Source organism: Streptomyces sp. NBC_00775, assembly GCF_036347135.1.
Lineage (GTDB): Bacteria > Actinomycetota > Actinomycetes > Streptomycetales > Streptomycetaceae > Streptomyces > Streptomyces lutosisoli.
Genome location: NZ_CP108938.1, coordinates 1,325,871 through 1,343,828, shown reverse-complemented (window position 1 = coordinate 1,343,828; position 17,958 = coordinate 1,325,871). Strand labels below are relative to the sequence as shown.

General features: G+C 69.3%; 15 protein-coding genes and 1 pseudogene. 9 read left to right on the top strand and 7 right to left on the bottom strand.

Annotated elements, in window-relative coordinates:
- Window positions 1–4: 4 nt before the first annotated feature.
- Window positions 5–1,552, top strand: a complete 1,548-nt coding sequence (locus tag OIC96_RS06235; RefSeq protein ID WP_330308872.1) for an AMP-binding protein — start codon at window positions 5–7, stop codon at window positions 1,550–1,552.
- A gap of 449 nt (window positions 1,553–2,001) precedes the next feature.
- Here OIC96_RS06235 and cysS read toward each other — a convergent pair whose 3' ends face one another.
- From cysS to OIC96_RS06215, 4 genes are all read right to left on the bottom strand, one after another.
- Window positions 2,002–3,390 carry a cysteine--tRNA ligase gene (gene cysS / locus OIC96_RS06230; RefSeq protein ID WP_330308873.1) on the bottom strand — a complete coding sequence of 463 codons (1,389 nt, stop codon included), beginning with the start codon at window positions 3,388–3,390 and terminating at the stop codon, window positions 2,002–2,004.
- 242 nt (window positions 3,391–3,632) lie between these two features.
- Window positions 3,633–3,851 (bottom strand): hypothetical protein, encoded by a 219-nt coding sequence (locus tag OIC96_RS06225; RefSeq protein WP_330308874.1) that lies wholly within the window; start codon window positions 3,849–3,851, stop codon window positions 3,633–3,635.
- Window positions 3,848–5,323, bottom strand: a complete 1,476-nt coding sequence (locus OIC96_RS06220; RefSeq protein WP_330308875.1) for a MarR family winged helix-turn-helix transcriptional regulator — start codon at window positions 5,321–5,323, stop codon at window positions 3,848–3,850. The genes OIC96_RS06225 and OIC96_RS06220 overlap by 4 nt, the downstream gene beginning before the upstream one ends.
- Window positions 5,324–5,759: 436 nt before the next feature.
- Window positions 5,760–7,190, bottom strand: coding sequence for an MFS transporter (locus tag OIC96_RS06215; protein WP_330308876.1), 1,431 nt, complete (start codon window positions 7,188–7,190; stop codon window positions 5,760–5,762).
- Between the two features lie 201 nt (window positions 7,191–7,391).
- On the opposite strand from OIC96_RS06215, the gene OIC96_RS06210 reads away from it, so the two are divergent.
- The 3 genes from OIC96_RS06210 to OIC96_RS06200 all read left to right on the top strand — a co-directional run bounded on the left by OIC96_RS06210 (window position 7,392) and on the right by OIC96_RS06200 (window position 9,651).
- Window positions 7,392–8,273, top strand: coding sequence for an aldo/keto reductase (locus OIC96_RS06210; protein WP_330308877.1), 882 nt, complete (start codon window positions 7,392–7,394; stop codon window positions 8,271–8,273).
- 90 nt (window positions 8,274–8,363) lie between these two features.
- Window positions 8,364–9,173 (top strand): SDR family oxidoreductase, encoded by an 810-nt coding sequence (locus tag OIC96_RS06205; protein ID WP_330308878.1) that lies wholly within the window; start codon window positions 8,364–8,366, stop codon window positions 9,171–9,173.
- A 106-nt stretch (window positions 9,174–9,279) separates the two neighbouring features.
- Complete coding sequence (locus OIC96_RS06200) at window positions 9,280–9,651, top strand: hypothetical protein (RefSeq protein WP_330308879.1); 372 nt, start codon at window positions 9,280–9,282, stop codon at window positions 9,649–9,651.
- Window positions 9,652–9,754: 103 nt separating this feature from the next.
- Here the strand turns inward: OIC96_RS06200 and OIC96_RS06195 are convergent, their stop codons facing one another.
- Window positions 9,755–10,384, bottom strand: a complete 630-nt coding sequence (locus OIC96_RS06195; protein ID WP_330308880.1) for a flavodoxin — start codon at window positions 10,382–10,384, stop codon at window positions 9,755–9,757.
- Between the two features lie 325 nt (window positions 10,385–10,709).
- Window positions 10,710–11,561, bottom strand: coding sequence for an aldo/keto reductase (locus OIC96_RS06190; RefSeq protein WP_330308881.1), 852 nt, complete (start codon window positions 11,559–11,561; stop codon window positions 10,710–10,712).
- A 233-nt stretch (window positions 11,562–11,794) separates the two neighbouring features.
- Between OIC96_RS06190 and OIC96_RS06185 the strand changes: the two are divergent.
- Window positions 11,795–12,204: pseudogene (locus tag OIC96_RS06185) on the top strand (MmyB family transcriptional regulator); the annotation flags it as partial.
- Window positions 12,205–12,329: 125 nt separating this feature from the next.
- Window positions 12,330–13,256 carry a helix-turn-helix transcriptional regulator gene (locus OIC96_RS06180; protein ID WP_330308882.1) on the top strand — a complete coding sequence of 309 codons (927 nt, stop codon included), beginning with the start codon at window positions 12,330–12,332 and terminating at the stop codon, window positions 13,254–13,256.
- Window positions 13,257–13,474: 218 nt separating this feature from the next.
- On the opposite strand, the gene OIC96_RS06175 is transcribed toward OIC96_RS06180, so the two are convergent.
- Complete coding sequence (locus tag OIC96_RS06175; protein WP_330308883.1) at window positions 13,475–14,512, bottom strand: LacI family DNA-binding transcriptional regulator; 1,038 nt, start codon at window positions 14,510–14,512, stop codon at window positions 13,475–13,477.
- A gap of 349 nt (window positions 14,513–14,861) precedes the next feature.
- On the opposite strand from OIC96_RS06175, the gene OIC96_RS06170 reads away from it, so the two are divergent.
- Genes OIC96_RS06170 through OIC96_RS06160 form a run of 3 tightly spaced genes read left to right on the top strand, consistent with a single transcriptional unit; the run spans window position 14,862 to window position 17,948 of the window.
- The gene (locus OIC96_RS06170) at window positions 14,862–15,809 is read left to right on the top strand and encodes a carbohydrate ABC transporter permease (protein WP_330308884.1); all 948 of its coding nucleotides are present in this window, start codon (window positions 14,862–14,864) and stop codon (window positions 15,807–15,809) included.
- Window positions 15,806–16,627: a carbohydrate ABC transporter permease gene (locus OIC96_RS06165; RefSeq protein WP_330308885.1), complete on the top strand. Its 822-nt coding sequence runs from the start codon at window positions 15,806–15,808 to the stop codon at window positions 16,625–16,627. Before OIC96_RS06170 ends, OIC96_RS06165 begins: the two co-directional genes overlap by 4 nt.
- A 55-nt stretch (window positions 16,628–16,682) precedes the next feature.
- Window positions 16,683–17,948, top strand: coding sequence for an ABC transporter substrate-binding protein (locus tag OIC96_RS06160; RefSeq protein WP_330308886.1), 1,266 nt, complete (start codon window positions 16,683–16,685; stop codon window positions 17,946–17,948).
- Window positions 17,949–17,958 lie beyond the last annotated feature (10 nt).

Below are 17,958 nucleotides of genomic sequence, written 5' to 3'. Positions count from 1 at the left end.
CGGCTTGTGCCGCATCATCGCCGAGCAGCGGGACCGGCAGCCGAACGCCGTGGCGGTGCGACACGGCGGCCGTACGACCAGCTACGACGAACTCGTGCGATCGGTGAATCGCTGTTCTCAGGCCCTGCGGGCCGCCGGCTGCGCGCTTGGGGACAGCGTCGCAGTCGTGGGCCCGCGCGGCGTGCTCACGATCGCCCTCCTGCTGGCCACAGAGAACATCGGTGCGGTCTACGTGCCGATCGATCCGAGCTGGCCGAATCTCTTCGCCGCCGACGTCATCGGCAATGCCGCACCGGCTGCCGCCGTCCTGCACGGGATGGACGACTTGTCGACGGAACGCTGGACACTTCTGCTGCGCCAGCTCAACGTACCGATCGTGGAAGGTTCGAACCATGGAGCGCTGACGCCGGGAGCGGCGGACAGGGTTGTCCGCGAAGGGCATCTCCACGAAACGAGATACGTCATACACACATCTGGCAGCAGTGGGGTGCCCAAGGGCGTGATGGTTCAGCATCAGGGCCTGGTGAACCATCTGCTGGCGATCATCGACGAGCTCAAACTGACCTCCCTCGACGTCGTCGGTTTCACCGCCCCGCCGAGCCATGTGATCTCGGTGTGGCAGATGCTTTCAGCGTTGCTTGTCGGTGCATCGGTCGCGATCGTCGATGAGCTGGATGTGAGGATCCCGCGCCGACTGATCTCGCGCGTCCAGTCCCAGGGCGTGACCATCCTGGAGCTGATTCCGACGGCCATGAGGGGAGTCCTTCAGGAGCTGCGAAGCGGACGGGCGAGTACCGGCCGGCTGGATGCGCTCAGATCTCTGATCTCCACGGGCGGCCCCCTTGAGACCGCTCTGGCCGCACACGCCCTCGAGACCCTTCCCCACGTCTCGCTCATCAACGCGTACGGAATGACCGAATGCTCGGACGACGTCGCCTTTCACCGGGTCGTCCCCGCCGACATCACGGCGGGGGAGATTCCGGCTGGTCGGCCGATACCCAATGTGGACCTCCACCTACTCGTCTGCGAGGAGGGCTCATGGAGGGCGGCCAGGGAGGGCGAGCTCGGGGAGCTATTCGTCGGTGGCGTCGCTGTGTCCACCGGATACCGAGGTGCGCCCGCGGGTGACCCGTTCTTCCATAGTCCGTTCAGTCGTCCTGGCGAGCCTGGAAGGCTGTACCGGACGGGCGACGTCGCGGTGTTCCAGCATGGGGCGGTCTTCTGCAGGGGACGCGCGGACAGGCACGTGAAGATCGCAGGAGTGAGCGTGGACCTCAATCATGTGGAAGCGGTGCTCAGGCAGCACCCTGCCGTGGAGGACTGCGGGGTCGTCGCCGTGCCGAAAGACGGACACGCGCAACTGGTCGCCTATTGCACCCTCGGGTCACCGGCTCCCTGGCGTGATCTTCAGAGGTTCGCGACAGCCCGAATGCCTGCGGCGTTCACGCCGAGGGAGTGGCGTGTCGAGGCGTCCCTGCCTCTGACCAGCAGCGGGAAGGTGGACTACCGCGCGCTCGCCGAGCGCGATTCCTCGGCCGCCGACTGGCGGTGACCAGCGCGGCGGGGTGGCGGAAGCGGGCGGGGGTGACTCTATGTCCCCGTCAAGGCGCGCAGGTTCGGTTGGGGATGGTTTGGCAAACCCGGCCGCCGCAGACTTTGAACTGCTGCACGTGAAGCGCCGAGACTGCACGCCGCCCTGCAGCGCCTCGACCACCGAGTTGTGCCTGTAGACCAGTCAGGAGCCGACCCTGCCGCCGCGCCGCGTGTTGCCCCAGGACTTGTTCCCGGCGGTGGTAGTGCCTGGCAGCTGCATTCGCCATCCGATTCTTCTTGTGGCCCTTGCGCTCGGAGGCGGGGGCGTCGGCCCCCTGCCCTCCAGCGCCTTCCGGCCGGGGCGCCGGTTCCAACCGACGGGCCCTTCTTGGAGCCGGGGGGCCTGCGCTGGCTGTTGCCAGCCGTCGGTACGGTCCCGCTTCGCTTTGAACGTTCTGGCGAGCAACCTCAGCTGAGGGTCCAGCGGGAGCTGTCGGCGCGGTCCTCGATGGTGATGCCTGCCTGCGTCAGCAAATCCCGGATGGCGTCCGACGTGACGTAGTCCTTGCGTTCCCGCGCGGCCTGGCGCTGCTCCAGCACCAGCTGGACCAAGGCGTCGACGACGCCATTCAGGTCCTCTCCCTGCTGTGGTCCGGCCCACTGGGGGTCCAGCGGGTCGAGGCCGAGCACTCCGAGCATCGCGCGGACCTCCGCGAGGCGCGCGACCACGCTCTCCTTGTCGTCCGCCGCGAGCGCGGCGTTGCCCTGCCGGACGGCGGTGTGGACGACGGCCAGCGCCTGCGGCACGCCGAAGTCGTCGTCCATCGCCTCGGCGAACGCCGGGGGCACGTGCGGCGCAGGTTCGACCGTGCCGTGCTGCTCGGTGACCCGCTGGACGAAGCCCTCGATCCGGTTGAACCCGGTCTCGGCCTCGCGCAGGGCCTCCTCGCTGTACTCGATCGTCGAGCGGTAGTGCGGGGTGCCCAGGTAGTAGCGGAGCACGATCGGCCGCCAGCGCTGCGCCATCTCCGACACCAGCACCGAGTTGCCCAGCGACTTGCTCATCTTCTCGCCGCGCAGGGTGACCCAGGCATTGTGCAGCCAGTACTGGGCGAGGTCGTCTCCGAACGCCTTGGACTGGGCGATCTCGTTCTCGTGGTGCGGGAAGACCAACTCCCGACCGCCGCCGTGGATGTCGAAGGCCCGGCCGAGGTACTTGTGCGCCATCGCCGAGCACTCCAGGTGCCAGCCGGGACGGCCCCGGCCCCACGGGGTCTCCCAGCTCGGCTCCCCCGGCCTGGCCGCCTTCCACATGGCGAAGTCGCGCGGGTCCCGCTTGCCGGTCTCGCCCTCGCTCTCCGGCTGCAGCAGGTTGTCCAACTGCTGGTGCGAGAGCGCGAGGTAGTCCGGGTAGGAGGTGACGCTGAAGTAGACGTTGCCCTCGGACTCGTAGGCGAAGCCGCGCTCGATCAGGTCTCGCATCATCTCGATCATCTCGGTCACGTGCCCGGCAGCTCTTGGCTCGCCGGTGGGCGGCAGGCAGCCCAGCGCGGAGTAACCGGCGTTGAACGCACGCTCGTTGGCGTAGCCGATCTGCCACCAGGGCAGCCCGGTCTCCCGCGACTTCGCGATGATCTTGTCATCGATGTCGGTGACGTTCCGCACGAAGGTCACGTCGTAGCCCCGGTAGGCGAACCACCGACGCATGATGTCGAAGTTCAGCCCGGAGCGGATGTGCCCGATGTGCGGCGGGGCCTGCACGGTCGCGCCGCACAGGTAGATCGAGACACAGCCCGGTGTGATCGGGACGAAATCACGGACCTGGCTGGCGTAGGTGTCGTACAAGCGAATGCTCACGGGTCAAGGGTAGTGGGAGCGAAGGGGTGCCCAGCGCTTGCCCACGACTCCGCCGTACATTCCGTCAGTACACGAGCGCTGCTGCGATCGCACCTCCCTCCACCGGCCGACCGGCCAAGGCCGTCCGAGGTAGTGCCGGCCACCGACACCAGCGCGCGGAGGGCGTCCGAGAGCCCGCGGCAGCCGACACCGGCGCGTCCATCGCGTTCGCGGACAGGCCATCTGCAGCAGTCCTCAGACGATCAACGACGGTGGTGGCGCCGGAGTGGTTCGACCGCTACTTGCCACGACGTGCGCATCACGGTCCCGGCCTCGTGCAGCCGGTTGAGGAGTGTGCCGTACAACAGGCCGCTGCTCGCCACGAGTTGGTCCACGGTGGAACCGGATTCGTACTGCTCCCGCAGTGCTTGTGCGGTGACCTGATGCTCGTGATCGGCCGTGGGTCGAAGAGTTGGGTTCACGCTGCGGACTCCCATTCGCTGCGGGCTTCGGCATGGGCGGCGGCCAGCTCGTTGTAACTGCGCTGGTCGGAGGGGGTAGTGAGGATCAGGCGACCGTCCGTGGCGATCCGCCAGTCGGGAGCGGCGTGGCCGGTGAGCGGATCCAGGACGCACCCGTCGGGGGCGTGCCACGCGGAGGGGATCTCGTCGGGGCGTGGCGCGGGGACGAGGACCTGATGGCCGTCGCGGACGATCACCATGGCCTTGCTGCGGTGCTCCGCGAGCCGGTCCAGCGCCTCCCGGTACGCGGTGCGTTGGGCGGCGTGCAGAGCCTTGCGCTGGGCAGCGAGTCCCCTGGTGTCGTACCGCTCGGCGACCGTGTCCCAGCCCTGTGCCGGCACGACGTCGAGTCCGGGACCGGGGACCGGGAGGCTGCTGCCGAGGCCCTCCAGTGCACGTGGTGCGAGGGCCCAGGTCTCGCCGGTGTGGTGGACGAGGCCGTGCTCGGCCAGGCGCCGTAGGGTCCGGTAGGCGGTCGCCCGGGAGACCGAAGACGTGCCGACGAGCTCGCCGATGATCTGGTCGGGGCGCTGGTGCAGAGCGCTGATGATCACTAGGGCGGAGCTGCCGAGGCCGTGGTGGGCGAAGGCGTCGTGACCCATCAGCCGGCCGAGGACGGTGGAGTCGATGTCGGCCGTCGTGGCCGTCTCAGGGGTGGGCCACTCCTCAAGTGCCGGGTCGGGGGGGTACTGAGTGGTCCGGAAACGAGACGGCCGAGCGTTGAGGTACCAGGTCGAGCCTTCGCGGCCATGGCCGACCCGCAGCCGGCGCAGCCAACCCTGAGGTTTGAGGACGGTCTCGTAGACGGCCCGCAGTGTCGTGCGGGAGATGCCCGCTTCCTCCGCGGTCTGCCGTTCGCTGGCGTGGTGCAGGGGGCCGCCCGCGGTCTCGGCGAAGTTCAGATGCGCCCGCAGCACCCGCAGGGCGGTCCGTCCCCGCTCCCCGCGCCAAGGAGTGGTCTCGATGCGATCGCGCAGCGCGGCGAGAACCTCGTACGCGTCATGCCGGGAGCCCAGCGCACTGGTGGTGCTGACCGCTTCCGAGGCGCTGGCCCACACCCGGCGGATGTAGTCCAGGGCGCGAGTCTGCCCGGAGCGCAGTGCGATGGTGCGGGTGTGCCGTCCGCCTTCGTGCTCGGGGTGCAGCAGGAGCTGCGTCAGTTGGTCGAGGGTGCCGCCGGCGCGGGCCACGTGGCATGCGATGGCCGCGGTGATCCGGTGCCCGTGCTCGGCCGCACCCTGGTGATCCGCGCGCAGAGACACGGTTTGCCCGTCGGAGGCGAGTCTGCTGTAGCTGCCGGAGGCGTAGCGGCCGGTGAGGTCGCCGAGCAGGACGAGATCGGCAGCAGCCGGGGGGAGTTGGGACAGGCCCAGCGGGCCGCGTACAAGGGGGATGCGTCGTTGGGGGAGTGGTTGGTGAGTGCTGTCTGACACGGTGGGGTCGTCTCGCAAAGACGTGGACGCCACCCAGGCCCGCTAAAACCACGGGTGGTGTCCGGGACCGACCTCCAATCGGTGCCGGCCAAGGCCTCCAGGACGGCCATCCTGGAGGCCTTCGCATGCCTGGCTCCGAGCGGAGGCAGGCGTCCCCATCGCAGCTCGACCGGGGACGATTCAGAGTCCCGCCAGAGTCGCCCACTCGTGATCCACACCGTCCAACTCGGTTCCCTCACAGGCCAGTAGCAGAGGTCACTGCCTCTGACTGCCTCTGAGTGACCCGGGTCGAACCGGGGTCGAATCAGAGTGTTTTCCTCTGACTGCCTCCGCTCGTCTCTGCAACCCGTCCTAGCAGGTCACAGCCTCATCGCCCCCACACAAGCGCAGGTCAGAAAGATGCGCTAGCTGTACCACTGGTTCCTGGCAAAGGAGGTCATGTGCGGCATGGATGCGGCTCCCGTCTTTGGGTGCTCGCGGTCGGCCTGAGCAGCAGCCCGCCGGCCATGGCGGTCGCCACCAGCAGCGCCGCGCCGATGAACAGGCTGACGCGCATGCCGTGCAGGAAGTTCGCCTGGTCCGCGACGAGGGCGCCGAAGACGGCGACGGCGAGAGCCCCACCGAACTGGCGGGAGGTGTTGAGGACGCCACTGGCGAGGCCCGCCTGCTCCGGCCGCACGCTCTCCAGCATCAGTCCGGTCATCGCGGGTACGGCGAGGGCACCGCCGAGGGAGACCGGGATCATCAGGACCGCGACCAGCCACACGGGGGTGGTCCCGGGCAGGAAGAACAGGAGCAGCAGGCCCGCCGCCATGATCCACATTCCGGAGGTCATGACGAGCCGGGCGCCGAACTTGCCTACCAGCCGGGCGGTTTGGAGGGCCACGACGCCGGTCAGCAGCGTCATCGGCAGGAACGCGATGCCGGCGGCGAGCGCGGACAGGCCGCGCAGCTGCTGGAAGTAGAGGCTGAGCAGGAACGTCAGACCGTAGAAGCCGATGTTGAGGGTGAACCCGGCCAGCAGGGTGACGGTCACCGGGCGGGAGCGGAAGAAGGTGAGCGGCAGCATCGGGTGGCGGCCGCGGGCCTGCGACCGCAGGAACACTGCGAGCGCCAGCACTGACACCGCGAAGGCGGCGATCACGGGGGCGTGGCGGAAGCCGTACTCGCCGCCCTCGATCAGCGCGTACGTCAGACCGCCCATCGCCAGGACCGCGCTGATCTGCCCGGTCCAGTCGAAGGGCACGGGACGCCGCGGGGAGCGGGCGACGCGGGTGAGCAGCCCCAGGGCGACGGCGCCGACCGGCAGGTTGATGAAGAAGATCCACCGCCAGTCCACGGCGCTCAGCGCGCCGCCCAGCAGAGGCCCCGCGGCCGAGCCGACCGAGCCGCCCAGCGCCCAGAACCCAAGGGCACGGGCGCGGTGGGCGGCATCCGGGTACGCCTCGCGGATCAGAGCGAGGGTGGCGGGCATCATGACCGCCGCGCCCGCGCCCTGCACCAGGCGGGCCGCGACCAGGACGGGCAGCGTGGGCGCCAGGCCGCAGGACGCCGAGGCGATAAGGAACAACCCCATGCCCATGCCGAACGCCTGCCGGGCGCCGATCCGGTCCGAGACGGACCCGGCGGACAGCAGCAGCGCGGCGAGCATCAGGGTGTAGCCGTCGACGACCCACTGCAGCCCCGTCATACCGCCGCCGAGGTCGGCGCCGATGGTGGGCAGGGCAACGCTGACGATCAGCGCGTCCAGGGTGATGACGAAGAAGCCGAGCAGTGCGGCACCGAGCGCGAAGGCCGGACTGGTGGTCCTGCCGCCGGCCGGAGTGGTGGCGGCGCTGCCCGGAGCGGGCGCCTGCGTGCTGGTCATTGAGACTCTCCTGGTCTCCCCGGGATCCCCCGGCCGACGGCCGGGACACCGGAGAAGGACGTGATCCTTCGAGCTCTCTCAGCGTGCGATCCGACCGGCGGGCGTTCCAGGCCGGGCTGTGCCGGGGTGTGGGATACGGGGTAGTGACAGGGCCCCCCAGAGGAGATGCGGGGGCGTCGGACGCCTGCCTATCGTCGAAACATGTCCCCCCTCACGATGACTCTGAGCAACGGTGTGGAGATGCCCGCTCTCGGGCTCGGCGTCTTCCAGACCCCGCCCGACGTCACGACCGCCTCGGTCGAGGAAGCCCTGCGCGTCGGCTACCGCCACATCGACACGGCCGCCGCCTACGGCAACGAGCGGGAGGTCGGCGACGGCATCCGCCGCTCCGGCCTCGCCCGCGACGAGGTGTTCATCGAGACGAAGCTCTGGATCAGCGACTACGGCTACGACAACGCGCTGCACGCCTTCGACAAGAGCGCGGGCAAACTCGGCGTCGACCAGCTCGACCTGCTGCTGCTCCACCAGCCCCTGCCCTCCGCCTTCGACCGCACCCTCGACGCCTACCGGGCGCTGGAGAAGCTGCTCGCCGACGGCCGGGTACGGGCCATCGGCGTCAGCAACTTCATGCCCGAGCACCTGGAGCGCCTGCTGTCCGAGACGTCCGCCGTGCCCGCGGTCAACCAGATCGAGGTCCATCCGTACTTTCAGCAGACCGCGCTGCAGCGCCTGCACGGCGAGCACGGCATCCTGACCCAGGCGTGGTCGCCCATCGGCGGCATCACCTCCTACGGCGGCGCCGAGAAGCGGACCTTCGACGACCCGGTCCTGCTGGAGATCGCCCGCGGTCACGGCAAGTCGGCCGCGCAGGTGATGCTGCGCTGGCATCTGCAGGAGGGCCGCTCGGCGATCCCGAAGTCGACCAAGCCCGCCCGCATCGCCGAGAACTTCGACGTCTTCGACTTCGAGCTGACCACCGAGCAGCTCGCCGCGATCGACGCGCTCGACACCGGCGTACGCGGCGGACCGGAGCCGGCCGACATCACGCTGGAGAACTACGGACGCGAGATCCCCGAGGCGTGAAGTCGCAGTGTCGGCGCTGCGGTTCGCCGACGCCACGCCTCAGCACATCGACGTACCGCTGACCCCTGCCCTCATGGAAGAGCCTCCGCCATGACAAGCACCACCCCTCTGACCGTCCTGGTCGTCGGTGCCACCGGCAGCATCGGAACCCTCGTCGTCGCCGAAGCCCTCCGACAGGGCCACCAGGTGAAAGCCCTCGTCCGCGATCCCGGGCGCGCCCGGACCGTGCTGCCGCAGGCCGCTCTGCTCGTCACCGGGGACCTCACCGATGCCGACACGCTCAAGGAGGCCGTCGACGGCATCGACGCCGTGGTCTTCACCCACGGCTCCCACGGCCGGCCCGGCCAGGCGGAACTCATCGACTACGGGGCCGTCCGCAACACCCTGACGGCGCTGGGCGACCAGGCGGCGCGGATCTCACTGATGACCGCGATCGGCGTCACGGGCCGCCCCAGGAACGCCGACGGCACAGTCCGCGACGACATGATCACCGACGCCCACGCGTGGAAGCGCCGCGGTGAACGCCTGGTCCGCGCCAGCGGGCGCCCGTACACGATCGTCCGCCCGGGCTGGTTCGACTACAACGCTCCCGGCCAGCTCGCCCTGACGATGCTGCAGGGCGACACCCGGCACGCCGGCGACCCCAGCGACGGAGTCATCGCCCGCCGGCAGATCGCCCAGGTCCTCGTCTCCGCGCTCACCTCGCCCGAGGCCGACCACAAGACCCTCGAACTCGTCGCCGAGCACGGGCCCGCCCCCTCCGACCTCGCCCCGCTGTTCGCCGCCCTCACCGCCGAGGTGCCCGGCTCCCTCGACGCCGCCCTGGACAGCGCCAACATGCCGCTCGACGCCGAACCCGCACCCGTACGGCAGGACCTCGAAGCCGTCCGTCACGCCTGACAGCCCGGCCGGGCGGCTCCAGGGGCGCTGCCAGCCCTATCCCGCTCCGGTCGAGGGGCCCGACGAGGAGGTCCACTGGCCCTTCGTCAGGAGCTGGGAGGCCCTTGTGCACCAGGCCCGGGACACGGGGCCGATGTTCCGCGTCGAGGCCGGCGAGATGATCTGCATCGACAACTACCGTGTCCTGTACGGCCGGGACGGGCACAGCGACCCGCTCCGCAAGGCGCGCTCCATCTGGGGCTGGTCCACCGACGCGGCCGCATCGACGTCATGCTCAACAACGCCGGTCTCATGCCGCTGTCCCCGCTGGAGATGGAGCGGTTCGACGAGTGGCGTCGCGGACGCGGTCGCCGGCCTCTACCAGGACTACGCCATCCCCGCGGACAGCTTCGCCCGCAGCGTGGAGTTCGCCATGAGCCGGCCCCAGGAAGTCGACGTCAACGAGATCCTGTTCCGTCCGACCGGGCAGCAGCGGTGACCGGCTGGGCGCCGACTGCCGGGCCGTAGATCCCAACCTCTTCTGTGCCGACCTCATCGTTCACAGGAGCGCAGACCACGAGAGCCAAAGGCCCTGTGCCTGGTCACGAGGCGGGCAGTCCGATGCGCCTCAGCCAGGTGTCGACGGCGGCACCGGCGTCCCGGACTTCCTCGCCGCGTACCGCGAGGCCCTCGGCGATCGTCGCTCCGGGACAGGAGGCGGCGTAGTCGCGTGCGGTGGTGCCCAGGCCGCTCATGGCGTGGGTGGTGAACGGGACGACGGTCCTGCCGCGGAAGTCGAGGGCTTCGGCGAACGTCGTCATGATCATGGGAGCGCGGACGTTCCAGACGGGGCTGCCGAGCAGGATCGTGTCGTAACGGTCGATGGAGGCCAGCGGGTTGGCGACGGCCGGACGCGCGGCGGTGTCCTGCTCACGGACGTTGCGCCGGACGGTCGCGTCGTAGCCGGCCGGGTAGGGGTCCGCGGCCTGGATGCGGTGGACGTCGCAGTCGATCCGGTCGGCGATCATGCGGGCCAGGACCTCGGTGTTGCCGACCTCGATGTTCCGGCGTCCGCCGTTGTAGTAGTTCTCGCCCGGCCGGGAGAAATAGGCCAGCAGGACAGTGCGGGCACCCGGGGCAGGCGTGCCGGGCCGCTCGGCGGACTCGGATTCGTCCGGACGTGGCGAGGCGGGGGAGGCGGAACAAGCGCCGATCGCGGCACCTGCTGTCATGACCGCTCCTCCTGTGAGCAGGCCGCGGAGCACTGTGCGGCGCCGCGGCGCGGTGGGAAGGGCGTGCTCATGCGTGCTCATCGCCGATGCTCGCTCGGGGTGCGGGGACGCATGCCGAGCCGCTGAGCGGTCGCCACGCCGGTGGCACCGGCCGGGAGGACGTCGGCGAGACCCTGTTGCTCAGTCATGGGAAGCCTCTGCTGATAGCTGATAAAGGATGGGGCGGTCGGCTCGCTCGTCCGGCACGCCGGACAACGGGGGCCGGTGTGAGGGGATGCCATGGGCGGCAGAGCCCCACACCGGCCGAGAACGTGTGCGTTCTGGCTCAGCCGTTCACGCGCCGCGCGCTGAGCCACTGGACCATCGCCGGGTCGCGGTGGTCGAAGAACAGCGATGCCCCGGTGTCGAGGGTGGCGATGGCCGCCATCTGCTCGTCGGTGAGCTCGAAGCCGAAGACGTCGAGGTTCTCCGCCATGCGCTCGGGCCGGACCGACTTGGGGATCGCGACGACGCCTCGCTGGACGAGCCAGCGCAGCACCACCTGGGCCACGGACTTGCCGTGCTTCTCGCCGATCTCGCTCAGCAGCGGGTTGGTGAACAGGTCGTTCTTGCCCTCGGCGAACCCGCCCCAGGACTGGATCTGGACCTCGTGCTCGCGCATCAGGTCCTGGTAGTCGGCGCGCTGGAAGAACGGGTGGGTCTCGATCTGGTTGACCGCCGGGGTGATCTCGTTGTTGATGATCAGGTCGAGGAGCCGGTCCGGGTAGAAGTTGGCGACGCCGATCGCCTTGGCCCGGCCCTGCTGGTTCAGCGCCTCCATGGCACGCCACTGGCCGTACACGTCGCCGTAGGGCTGGTGCATCAGGTACAGGTCGACGTAGTCCAGGCCGAGTTTGGCCAGCGACATCTCGAAAGCCCGCTTGGTGTTCTCCTCGGCGGGCGCGTCCTGGACGTACAGCTTGGTGGTGACGAACAGTTCCTCGCGTGGGATGCCGCTGCTCTTGATGGCGCGGCCGACGGCCTCCTCGTTCTCGTAGGAGGCGGCCGTGTCGAGCAGCCGGTAACCGGCCGCGAGGGCTTCGATGACGGCCTGTTCGGTCTGCCCCGCCGGGATCTGGAAGACGCCGAAGCCGAGGACCGGCATCTCGACACCGTTGTTCAGGGTGACGCTCTGCATGAGGGTTGCCTTTCAAGCGAGATACGGGTGCGGAGCACGGGGCGGATGCCGGCCGACGCTCGAACACGGGCGGGAGGTCCATACGCGACCGGTGCGAAGCCCGCCAGGATTCACGTTCGCGCTCTTTCGCCACCGGTGGCAGGCCGAGCCGTGCCAGGGGGTGGCGAGCGGGGGAGTGGCAGGGCCCCTCACATCCCTGCCACGCAGGTCAGAGCGGTGTGACACTGAAGGGCATGGCATTTGAGCAGAGCAGGGACGGCGGCGCCGAGCTGGGCCGGTTCCCGCGTGCCCGCCGCACACAGACCGCACCCGAACAGGTCGGCCTCACGGTCGGCGCCGGCCTGCGCCGCACCCCGGCCTGCGCCGCGAGGAACTGGCCACCCTCACCGGGATCAGCATCGACTACTACGTCCGCCTGGACTTCGCCAGGCTGTGGGAGCGTTACGACGTCACCGGCCGCAAAGCCACCCACAAGACGTTCCGCCACCCACAGGTCGGCGCGATCACGCTGGCCGCCCAGTCCATGGAACTGGACGGCACACCGGGCCAGCGCCTCGTCGCCTACGCCGCCGAACCCGGCACCCCCGATCACGACGCCCTGCTCCTGCTGGACATGACCGCTCCCGACCCTGGACCCGGCAGGCGGCCGGCCAGGAACGATGTGCCCCAGCCGCACGCATCGCCCTGGTCCGGAACCGGGGCCCGCAGGCCACGCCGGGACGCACACCCACCGATACATACCCCCAAAAAGACGGGCAAAATATACGTATGGAGCGCGCAACGGAGAAGGTGAAGGGTCACACGACGGGTGCCACGAGCGACCTCGGCGCCTATCTGCGCGCCCGCCGTGCGCAGGTCACCCCCGAGCAGGCCGGGCTGACCGCACCCCCCGGCCCGCGCCGCACGCCGGGCCTGCGCCGGGAGGAGCTCGCCACGCTCGCCGGGATCAGCATCGACTACTACGTACGCCTGGAACGCGGCAAGGAGACCCACCCCGGCCCCGCGGTCATCGATGCCCTCGCCCGCGCCCTGCTCCTCGACGCGTCCGAGCACCGGCACCTGCGCGAGCTTGCTTCCCGTGCCGCCTACGCCCCCGAAGCGCCCCCCGCACCCGGCCACACCGTGAGACCACAGCTGATGGCGCTCCTCGAGTCCGTGCGCCCGAACGCGGCCTACGTCGTCAGCCGCACCCTGGACCTGCTCGCCTTCAACCCCGGCGCGCTCCGGCTCTTCGCCGGCCTGGCCGACTGGCCGCCGCCGCGGCGGAACTTCGCCCGCTACGCCTTCCTCCACCCCCTCGCCCGCGACGTACTCGACGACTGGGACGAGCAGGCCCGCGCCTGCGTCGGCCGGCTGCGCGCCCTGGCAGGCACCGAACCGGACGCCCCGGACCTGGCCGACCTGGTCGACGAACTCCTGGCGAAGAGCCCGGACTTCGCCGACCTGTGGAACCGCTTCGACGTCAAACCGCACGCCCCGGACGCCAAGACCTTCCACCACCCCGACGTCGGCGACCTCCACCTCGGCTACGAGTCGATGCCGCTGGAGCACAGCCAGAAGCAGCGGTTCGTCGTGTTTTTCGCAGAGCCGGGCACTGCCGACCACGACAAGCTGACCCTTCTCGACACGGAACACGATGAGCTGGGCTCCGGGACGGGCGACAAGAACACCGGCGAGCCGCGGCTGACGACTTGACGCGCACATACGCGCTGTACGCCTCCGGGGCGATCGTCGCCATCAGCCCGGCACGGCGCTCTCCGCACGATGGTGGTGGTGTCGACGGGTTCTCCATGGCCGTAGGGCGCCCTCCATCCTTGCGCCGCCCCATACGGATGGGCAACGTTTTCCAAAGAGTCGATCCCAACGTTCGACCGGACGATTGAACGCCCACTGCGCAGTTCGGTGTCGACGCCCTACTCCGCCGGTCGCGCGGTGGACCGTCGTGGCACGAGCGTGGGGGAGAGGGTGACCTGGGCCGACCGGCGGCCACGGTCGGTGATCCGTTCCAGGAGGAGGCGTACGGCGTTTTTGCCCATCTCGCGGCCGCCCTGGTCGACGCTGGTGAGCGAGATCGGGCCGAACGCGGCGAACGTGGTGTTGTCGTATCCGGCCACCGAGATGGCGCCGGGAACGGACAGCCCGGCCTCGGCGACCGCTTCGAGCACGCCCATGGCGACGATGTCCGCTCCGGCGAAGACGGCCGTGGGCCGGACGGGACGGGCCAGCAGCTCCTTCGTGCCCCGGTAGCCGCCGTCCTGGGTGTAGCTGGTGGAGACCACGTCGATCCACTCCTCCAGTCCGTGCTTCCGCATGGCCTGGCGATAACCGTCGGCGCGGCGGGCGTTGGGCATCTCCGTGAGGCGTGTCGGGTCGGTCTCGTGATGCTCGATGTGGGCGATCCGGCGATGTCCGAGGGTGGCGAGGTGGCCGATGATCAGGGCGGCGCCCTCGACGTCGTCGTCGGCCACTGTGTCGTACGCGGGGGATGACCCGTGGCGGCCGATGACGACGGTCGGCACCGCGGTGCCGACGCACTCCAGATGGGCGCGTGACGACACCGGTGCGACCAGGATGATGCCGTCCATGCCGCGGTCGATCATCGCCTCGGTGACGCGGGCCTCCTCCTTCTCCCCGTTGCAGCCCGGCCCCAGGAGCACCTGGTACTCGGTGTCCGCCAGCGAGGCGGTGACGCCGTCGAGGATCTCGGGGAAGAAGGGGTTGCGGATGTCGGGCAGCATCACGCCGATGGTGTACGTCTGTCCGCGCAGGCCCCTGGCGCCGGCGTTCGGCCGGTAGCCCAGTTCGTCGATCGCGCGGCGCACCTTGGCGCGCATCTCGGGGCTGGCGCCGTACGCGTTGCGCAGCACCTTGGACACTGCGGTGGTGGACACCTGCGCGTGACGCGCAACGTCGACGATGGTGACGCGTCGAGGCCGGGCCTGCGGCTCCATCCGGTTCCTTGTCCCTTCGGGAAACGTTGTCGGCGAGTGTAGGACGGAATGCGCGACTCGGTGGGGCCGTCGCAGGGGCTGAGCTGCGCCGCCGCCGTAACAATCGCGCAGCTTGCGCGGCATCTTGACGTCACGCGGGACGCTCTCTAGGGTCTGGCAACATCTTTGGGGAACGTTACCCACTGGAATCCGGGCCATCCGGCCCGGCATCGGACCATCCGACCCCCGGACCGCATCACCCACGACGACAACCGGTCGGCACCGGTCGGCACCCCCGCAAAACAGCCCGCAGTGCCGGAGCCCCGATTCAACGCCTCGTTTGAAACGTTTCAAGAGAGGAGGTCCGTCGATGACCCTCGCCCCGCACGAGCAGCTTCCGGACCATGGCCGGCCTCCGGATGCGGAGCCGGAGCCGAAGGTCCGACGGGCGCGAACCACCCCGCCCTGGTCGTTCGCGCTGCCCGCGATGCTGCTGTTCGCCTTCGTGGTCCTGGTGCCGAGTGCCCGCGGTGTGTACTACGCGTTCACCGACTGGGACGGTCTCGATCCCGACTTCTCCGTCATCGGCCTGGACAACTTCTCCGAGATGTTCCGCGATGCCGATGCGGTGCAGGCCATCTGGCACACCCTGCTGATCGCGGTGTCGATCACGGTCGTCCAGAACGCGCTGGGCCTGCTGCTGGCCCTCGGCGTCAACTCGGCCATCAAGTCCCGGAACGTGCTGAGGGTGTTCCTGTTCGCCCCGGCCGTGATCACACCGATCGTGACCGCCTACCTCTGGCGCAACCTGCTCGGTCCGGACGGCGCGGTCAACAGTCTGCTGGGCGCGGTGGGTCTGGACGGCTGGCGGCAGGACTGGCTGGGCAGTCCGCAGGTCGCTCTGTGGTCGGTGATCGGGGTGATCGTCTGGCAGTTCGCGGGCTACTCGATGGTCATCTTCCTGGCCGGACTCCAGTCCGTGCCAAAGGAGATCCACGAGGCGGCCGCCATTGACGGCGCGGGCCCGGTGCGCCGCTTCTGGTCGGTCACACGGCCGCTGCTGGCCCCGGCCCTCACCATCAACCTGATGCTGTCGATCATCGGCGGGATCAAACTCTTCGACCAGGTATACGCGTTGACGGGCGGCGGCCCCGGCCACGCCACCGACACACTCTCGACGCTGATCTACAAGGACGCCTTCACGCTCGGCGAGTTCGGCTACAGCATCGCGCTCGCGGTCGTCCTCACGATCATCGTGGCGGTCGTCTCGACCGGACAGTACCTCGCGCTGTCCCGCAACGAGAGGGCCGTCTCGTGAACCGCTACCGCCGCCGTACTCTCGCGCTGGAACTGGCGATGATCGCCGCCGCCCTGGTCGTGGGCTTTCCGGTGTACGTCCTGGTCAACCTGGCCGTGCGGCCGGCGTCGGACACCTCGTCGCCGATCAGACCGACCACCTCGCCCACCCTGGACAACTTCTCGCAGGCGTGGCAACAGGGCTCGCTGGGCGGGGCGTTGGGCAACAGCGTGCTGGTGACGGCGTGCAGCGTCGTCATCGTGCTGGCCGTCTCGTCGCTCGCGGCGTACCCGCTGGCCCGTGTCACGGCCCGCTGGTCCCGCGGTACGTACCTGACGTTCCTCCTGGGCCTGGTCCTGCCCTTCCAACTCGCCGCGCTGCCGCTCTACCAGACCATGCGCGACATGGGGCTCCTCGGTACCCCGTGGGCGCTGGTCCTCTTCTACTCCGGCCTGCAGGTGCCGTTCACCGTCTTCCTCTACGTCGGCTTCCTGCGCGCCCTGCCCCGCGACTTCGAGGACGCGGCCCTGATCGACGGCTGCACACCGCTGCAGGGCTTCCGGTACGTGGTGCTGCCGATGCTCAAGCCGGTCACGGTGACGGCCCTGGTGCTCAACGCGGTCGCCGTGTGGAACGACTTCTTCACCCCGCTGCTGTACCTCAGCGGCAGCGCCCAGCAGACCATGCCGGTCGCCATCGCCGGCTTCGTCGGTCAGTACGTGACCGACTGGAACCTCATCTTCGCCGCACTGGTGATCAGCATCCTGCCTGTCCTGCTCGTCTACTTCCTGCTGCAGCGCAGCATCATCAACGGCTTCGCGGGAGGGCTGCGCGGATGACACCCGACGCCCGCCCGTCACCGAGGCCCGGTGGCTCATCCCCGAGGGGGACATCATGAAGACACGCAAACTGCCGGTACTGATCGCCGCGTTGACGGCCGGTGCCGTGCTGGCCGCCTGCAGCGGCGGTACCAAGGCAGGAGACTCAGGCGGCGGCTCCAAGACTCTGACGCTCGCCTCGGTCGACCAGGGCTCCGTCGAGGACGTCGTCAAGGCCTTCGAGAAGGCCAACCCGGGTGTCAAGGTCCGCTACACCACCAGCGGCGCAGACCAGTACCAGCAGCAGATCCGCACCCAGCTGTCCTCGGGTACCGCACCCGACGTGATGTCGGTCTGGCCGGGCAACGGCAACCCGGGCGCCACGGTTGTCCTGGCCAAGCCCGGCTATCTGCGAGACCTCTCGGACCAGCCGTGGGCGGCGAAGATACCGGACGCCATCAAGACCGTCGCCCAGTACGAGGGCAAGACGTACAACGCCATCTTCGGGCAGAACGGCATCGGCGCCGTCTACAACCAGCAGGCCTTGGCGAAGGCCGGCCTCACCCCACCCGACACCTGGACCGATCTGCTGGCCTTCTGCAAGGCCGCGAAGGCCAAGGGAACCCCCGCCTTCGCGCTCGGCAACCAGGACAACTGGGTGACCCAGCTGGTTCTGTACGCGCTGGTCGCCACCACCGTCTACGGCCCGGACCGCGACTTCGACGAGAAGATGCAGGCCGGCCAGGCCACCTTCGCCCAGTCGCCTTGGACCACTGCCCTGGACAAGTACCTGACGATGGAGAAGACCGGCTGCTTCCAGAAGAACCCGCTGGGCACCAACTACGAAGCCAGCCAGGCGCTCGCCGCCTCCGGCAAGACTCTCGGCATCATCCAGGGCAACTGGGTGATCGCCCTCCTGAAGGGCAAGAACCCGCAGGGCACGTTCACGCTGCGGGCGCTGCCGGCCACCGACAGGCCGTCCCAGACCCTCATTCCGGCAGCGGCGGGCGCCGGCTACGGCGTCAACGCCAAGGCGAAGAACAAGGAACTCGCCCTGAAGTTCGTGAACTTTGTGATGTCGCCCGAGGGCATGAACCTGTTCGTCAAGAAGCAGGGCGGTCTGCCGTCCCTGCCCGACACGGGCTTCTCCGTGGACCCGTCGCTGGCCGAACTGTCCAAGTTCATCGGGTCGGACCGCACAGTCCCGTTCATGGATCAGCTGTGGCCCAACGCCAAGGTGCAGCAGACCATGCTCAGCGGCCTCCAGGAGATCTTCAGCGGGCAGTCCACGCCCGACAAGCTCCTCGACGAGATGGACGCCGACTACAAGGCCGGCTCCTGACCCCCCCCAA

Coding starts and splice junctions, on each gene's coding strand:
- OIC96_RS06175 (WP_330308883.1), bottom strand. CDS start 14,512: ATGGAGCCGCAGGCCCGGCCTCGACGCGTCACCATCGTCGACGTTGCG.
- OIC96_RS06170 (WP_330308884.1), top strand. CDS start 14,862: ATGACCCTCGCCCCGCACGAGCAGCTTCCGGACCATGGCCGGCCTCCG.
- OIC96_RS06180 (WP_330308882.1), top strand. CDS start 12,330: ATGGAGCGCGCAACGGAGAAGGTGAAGGGTCACACGACGGGTGCCACG.
- OIC96_RS06190 (WP_330308881.1), bottom strand. CDS start 11,561: ATGCAGAGCGTCACCCTGAACAACGGTGTCGAGATGCCGGTCCTCGGC.
- OIC96_RS06210 (WP_330308877.1), top strand. CDS start 7,392: ATGTCCCCCCTCACGATGACTCTGAGCAACGGTGTGGAGATGCCCGCT.
- OIC96_RS06195 (WP_330308880.1), bottom strand. CDS start 10,384: ATGACAGCAGGTGCCGCGATCGGCGCTTGTTCCGCCTCCCCCGCCTCG.
- OIC96_RS06215 (WP_330308876.1), bottom strand. CDS start 7,190: ATGACCAGCACGCAGGCGCCCGCTCCGGGCAGCGCCGCCACCACTCCG.
- OIC96_RS06160 (WP_330308886.1), top strand. CDS start 16,683: ATGAAGACACGCAAACTGCCGGTACTGATCGCCGCGTTGACGGCCGGT.
- OIC96_RS06205 (WP_330308878.1), top strand. CDS start 8,364: ATGACAAGCACCACCCCTCTGACCGTCCTGGTCGTCGGTGCCACCGGC.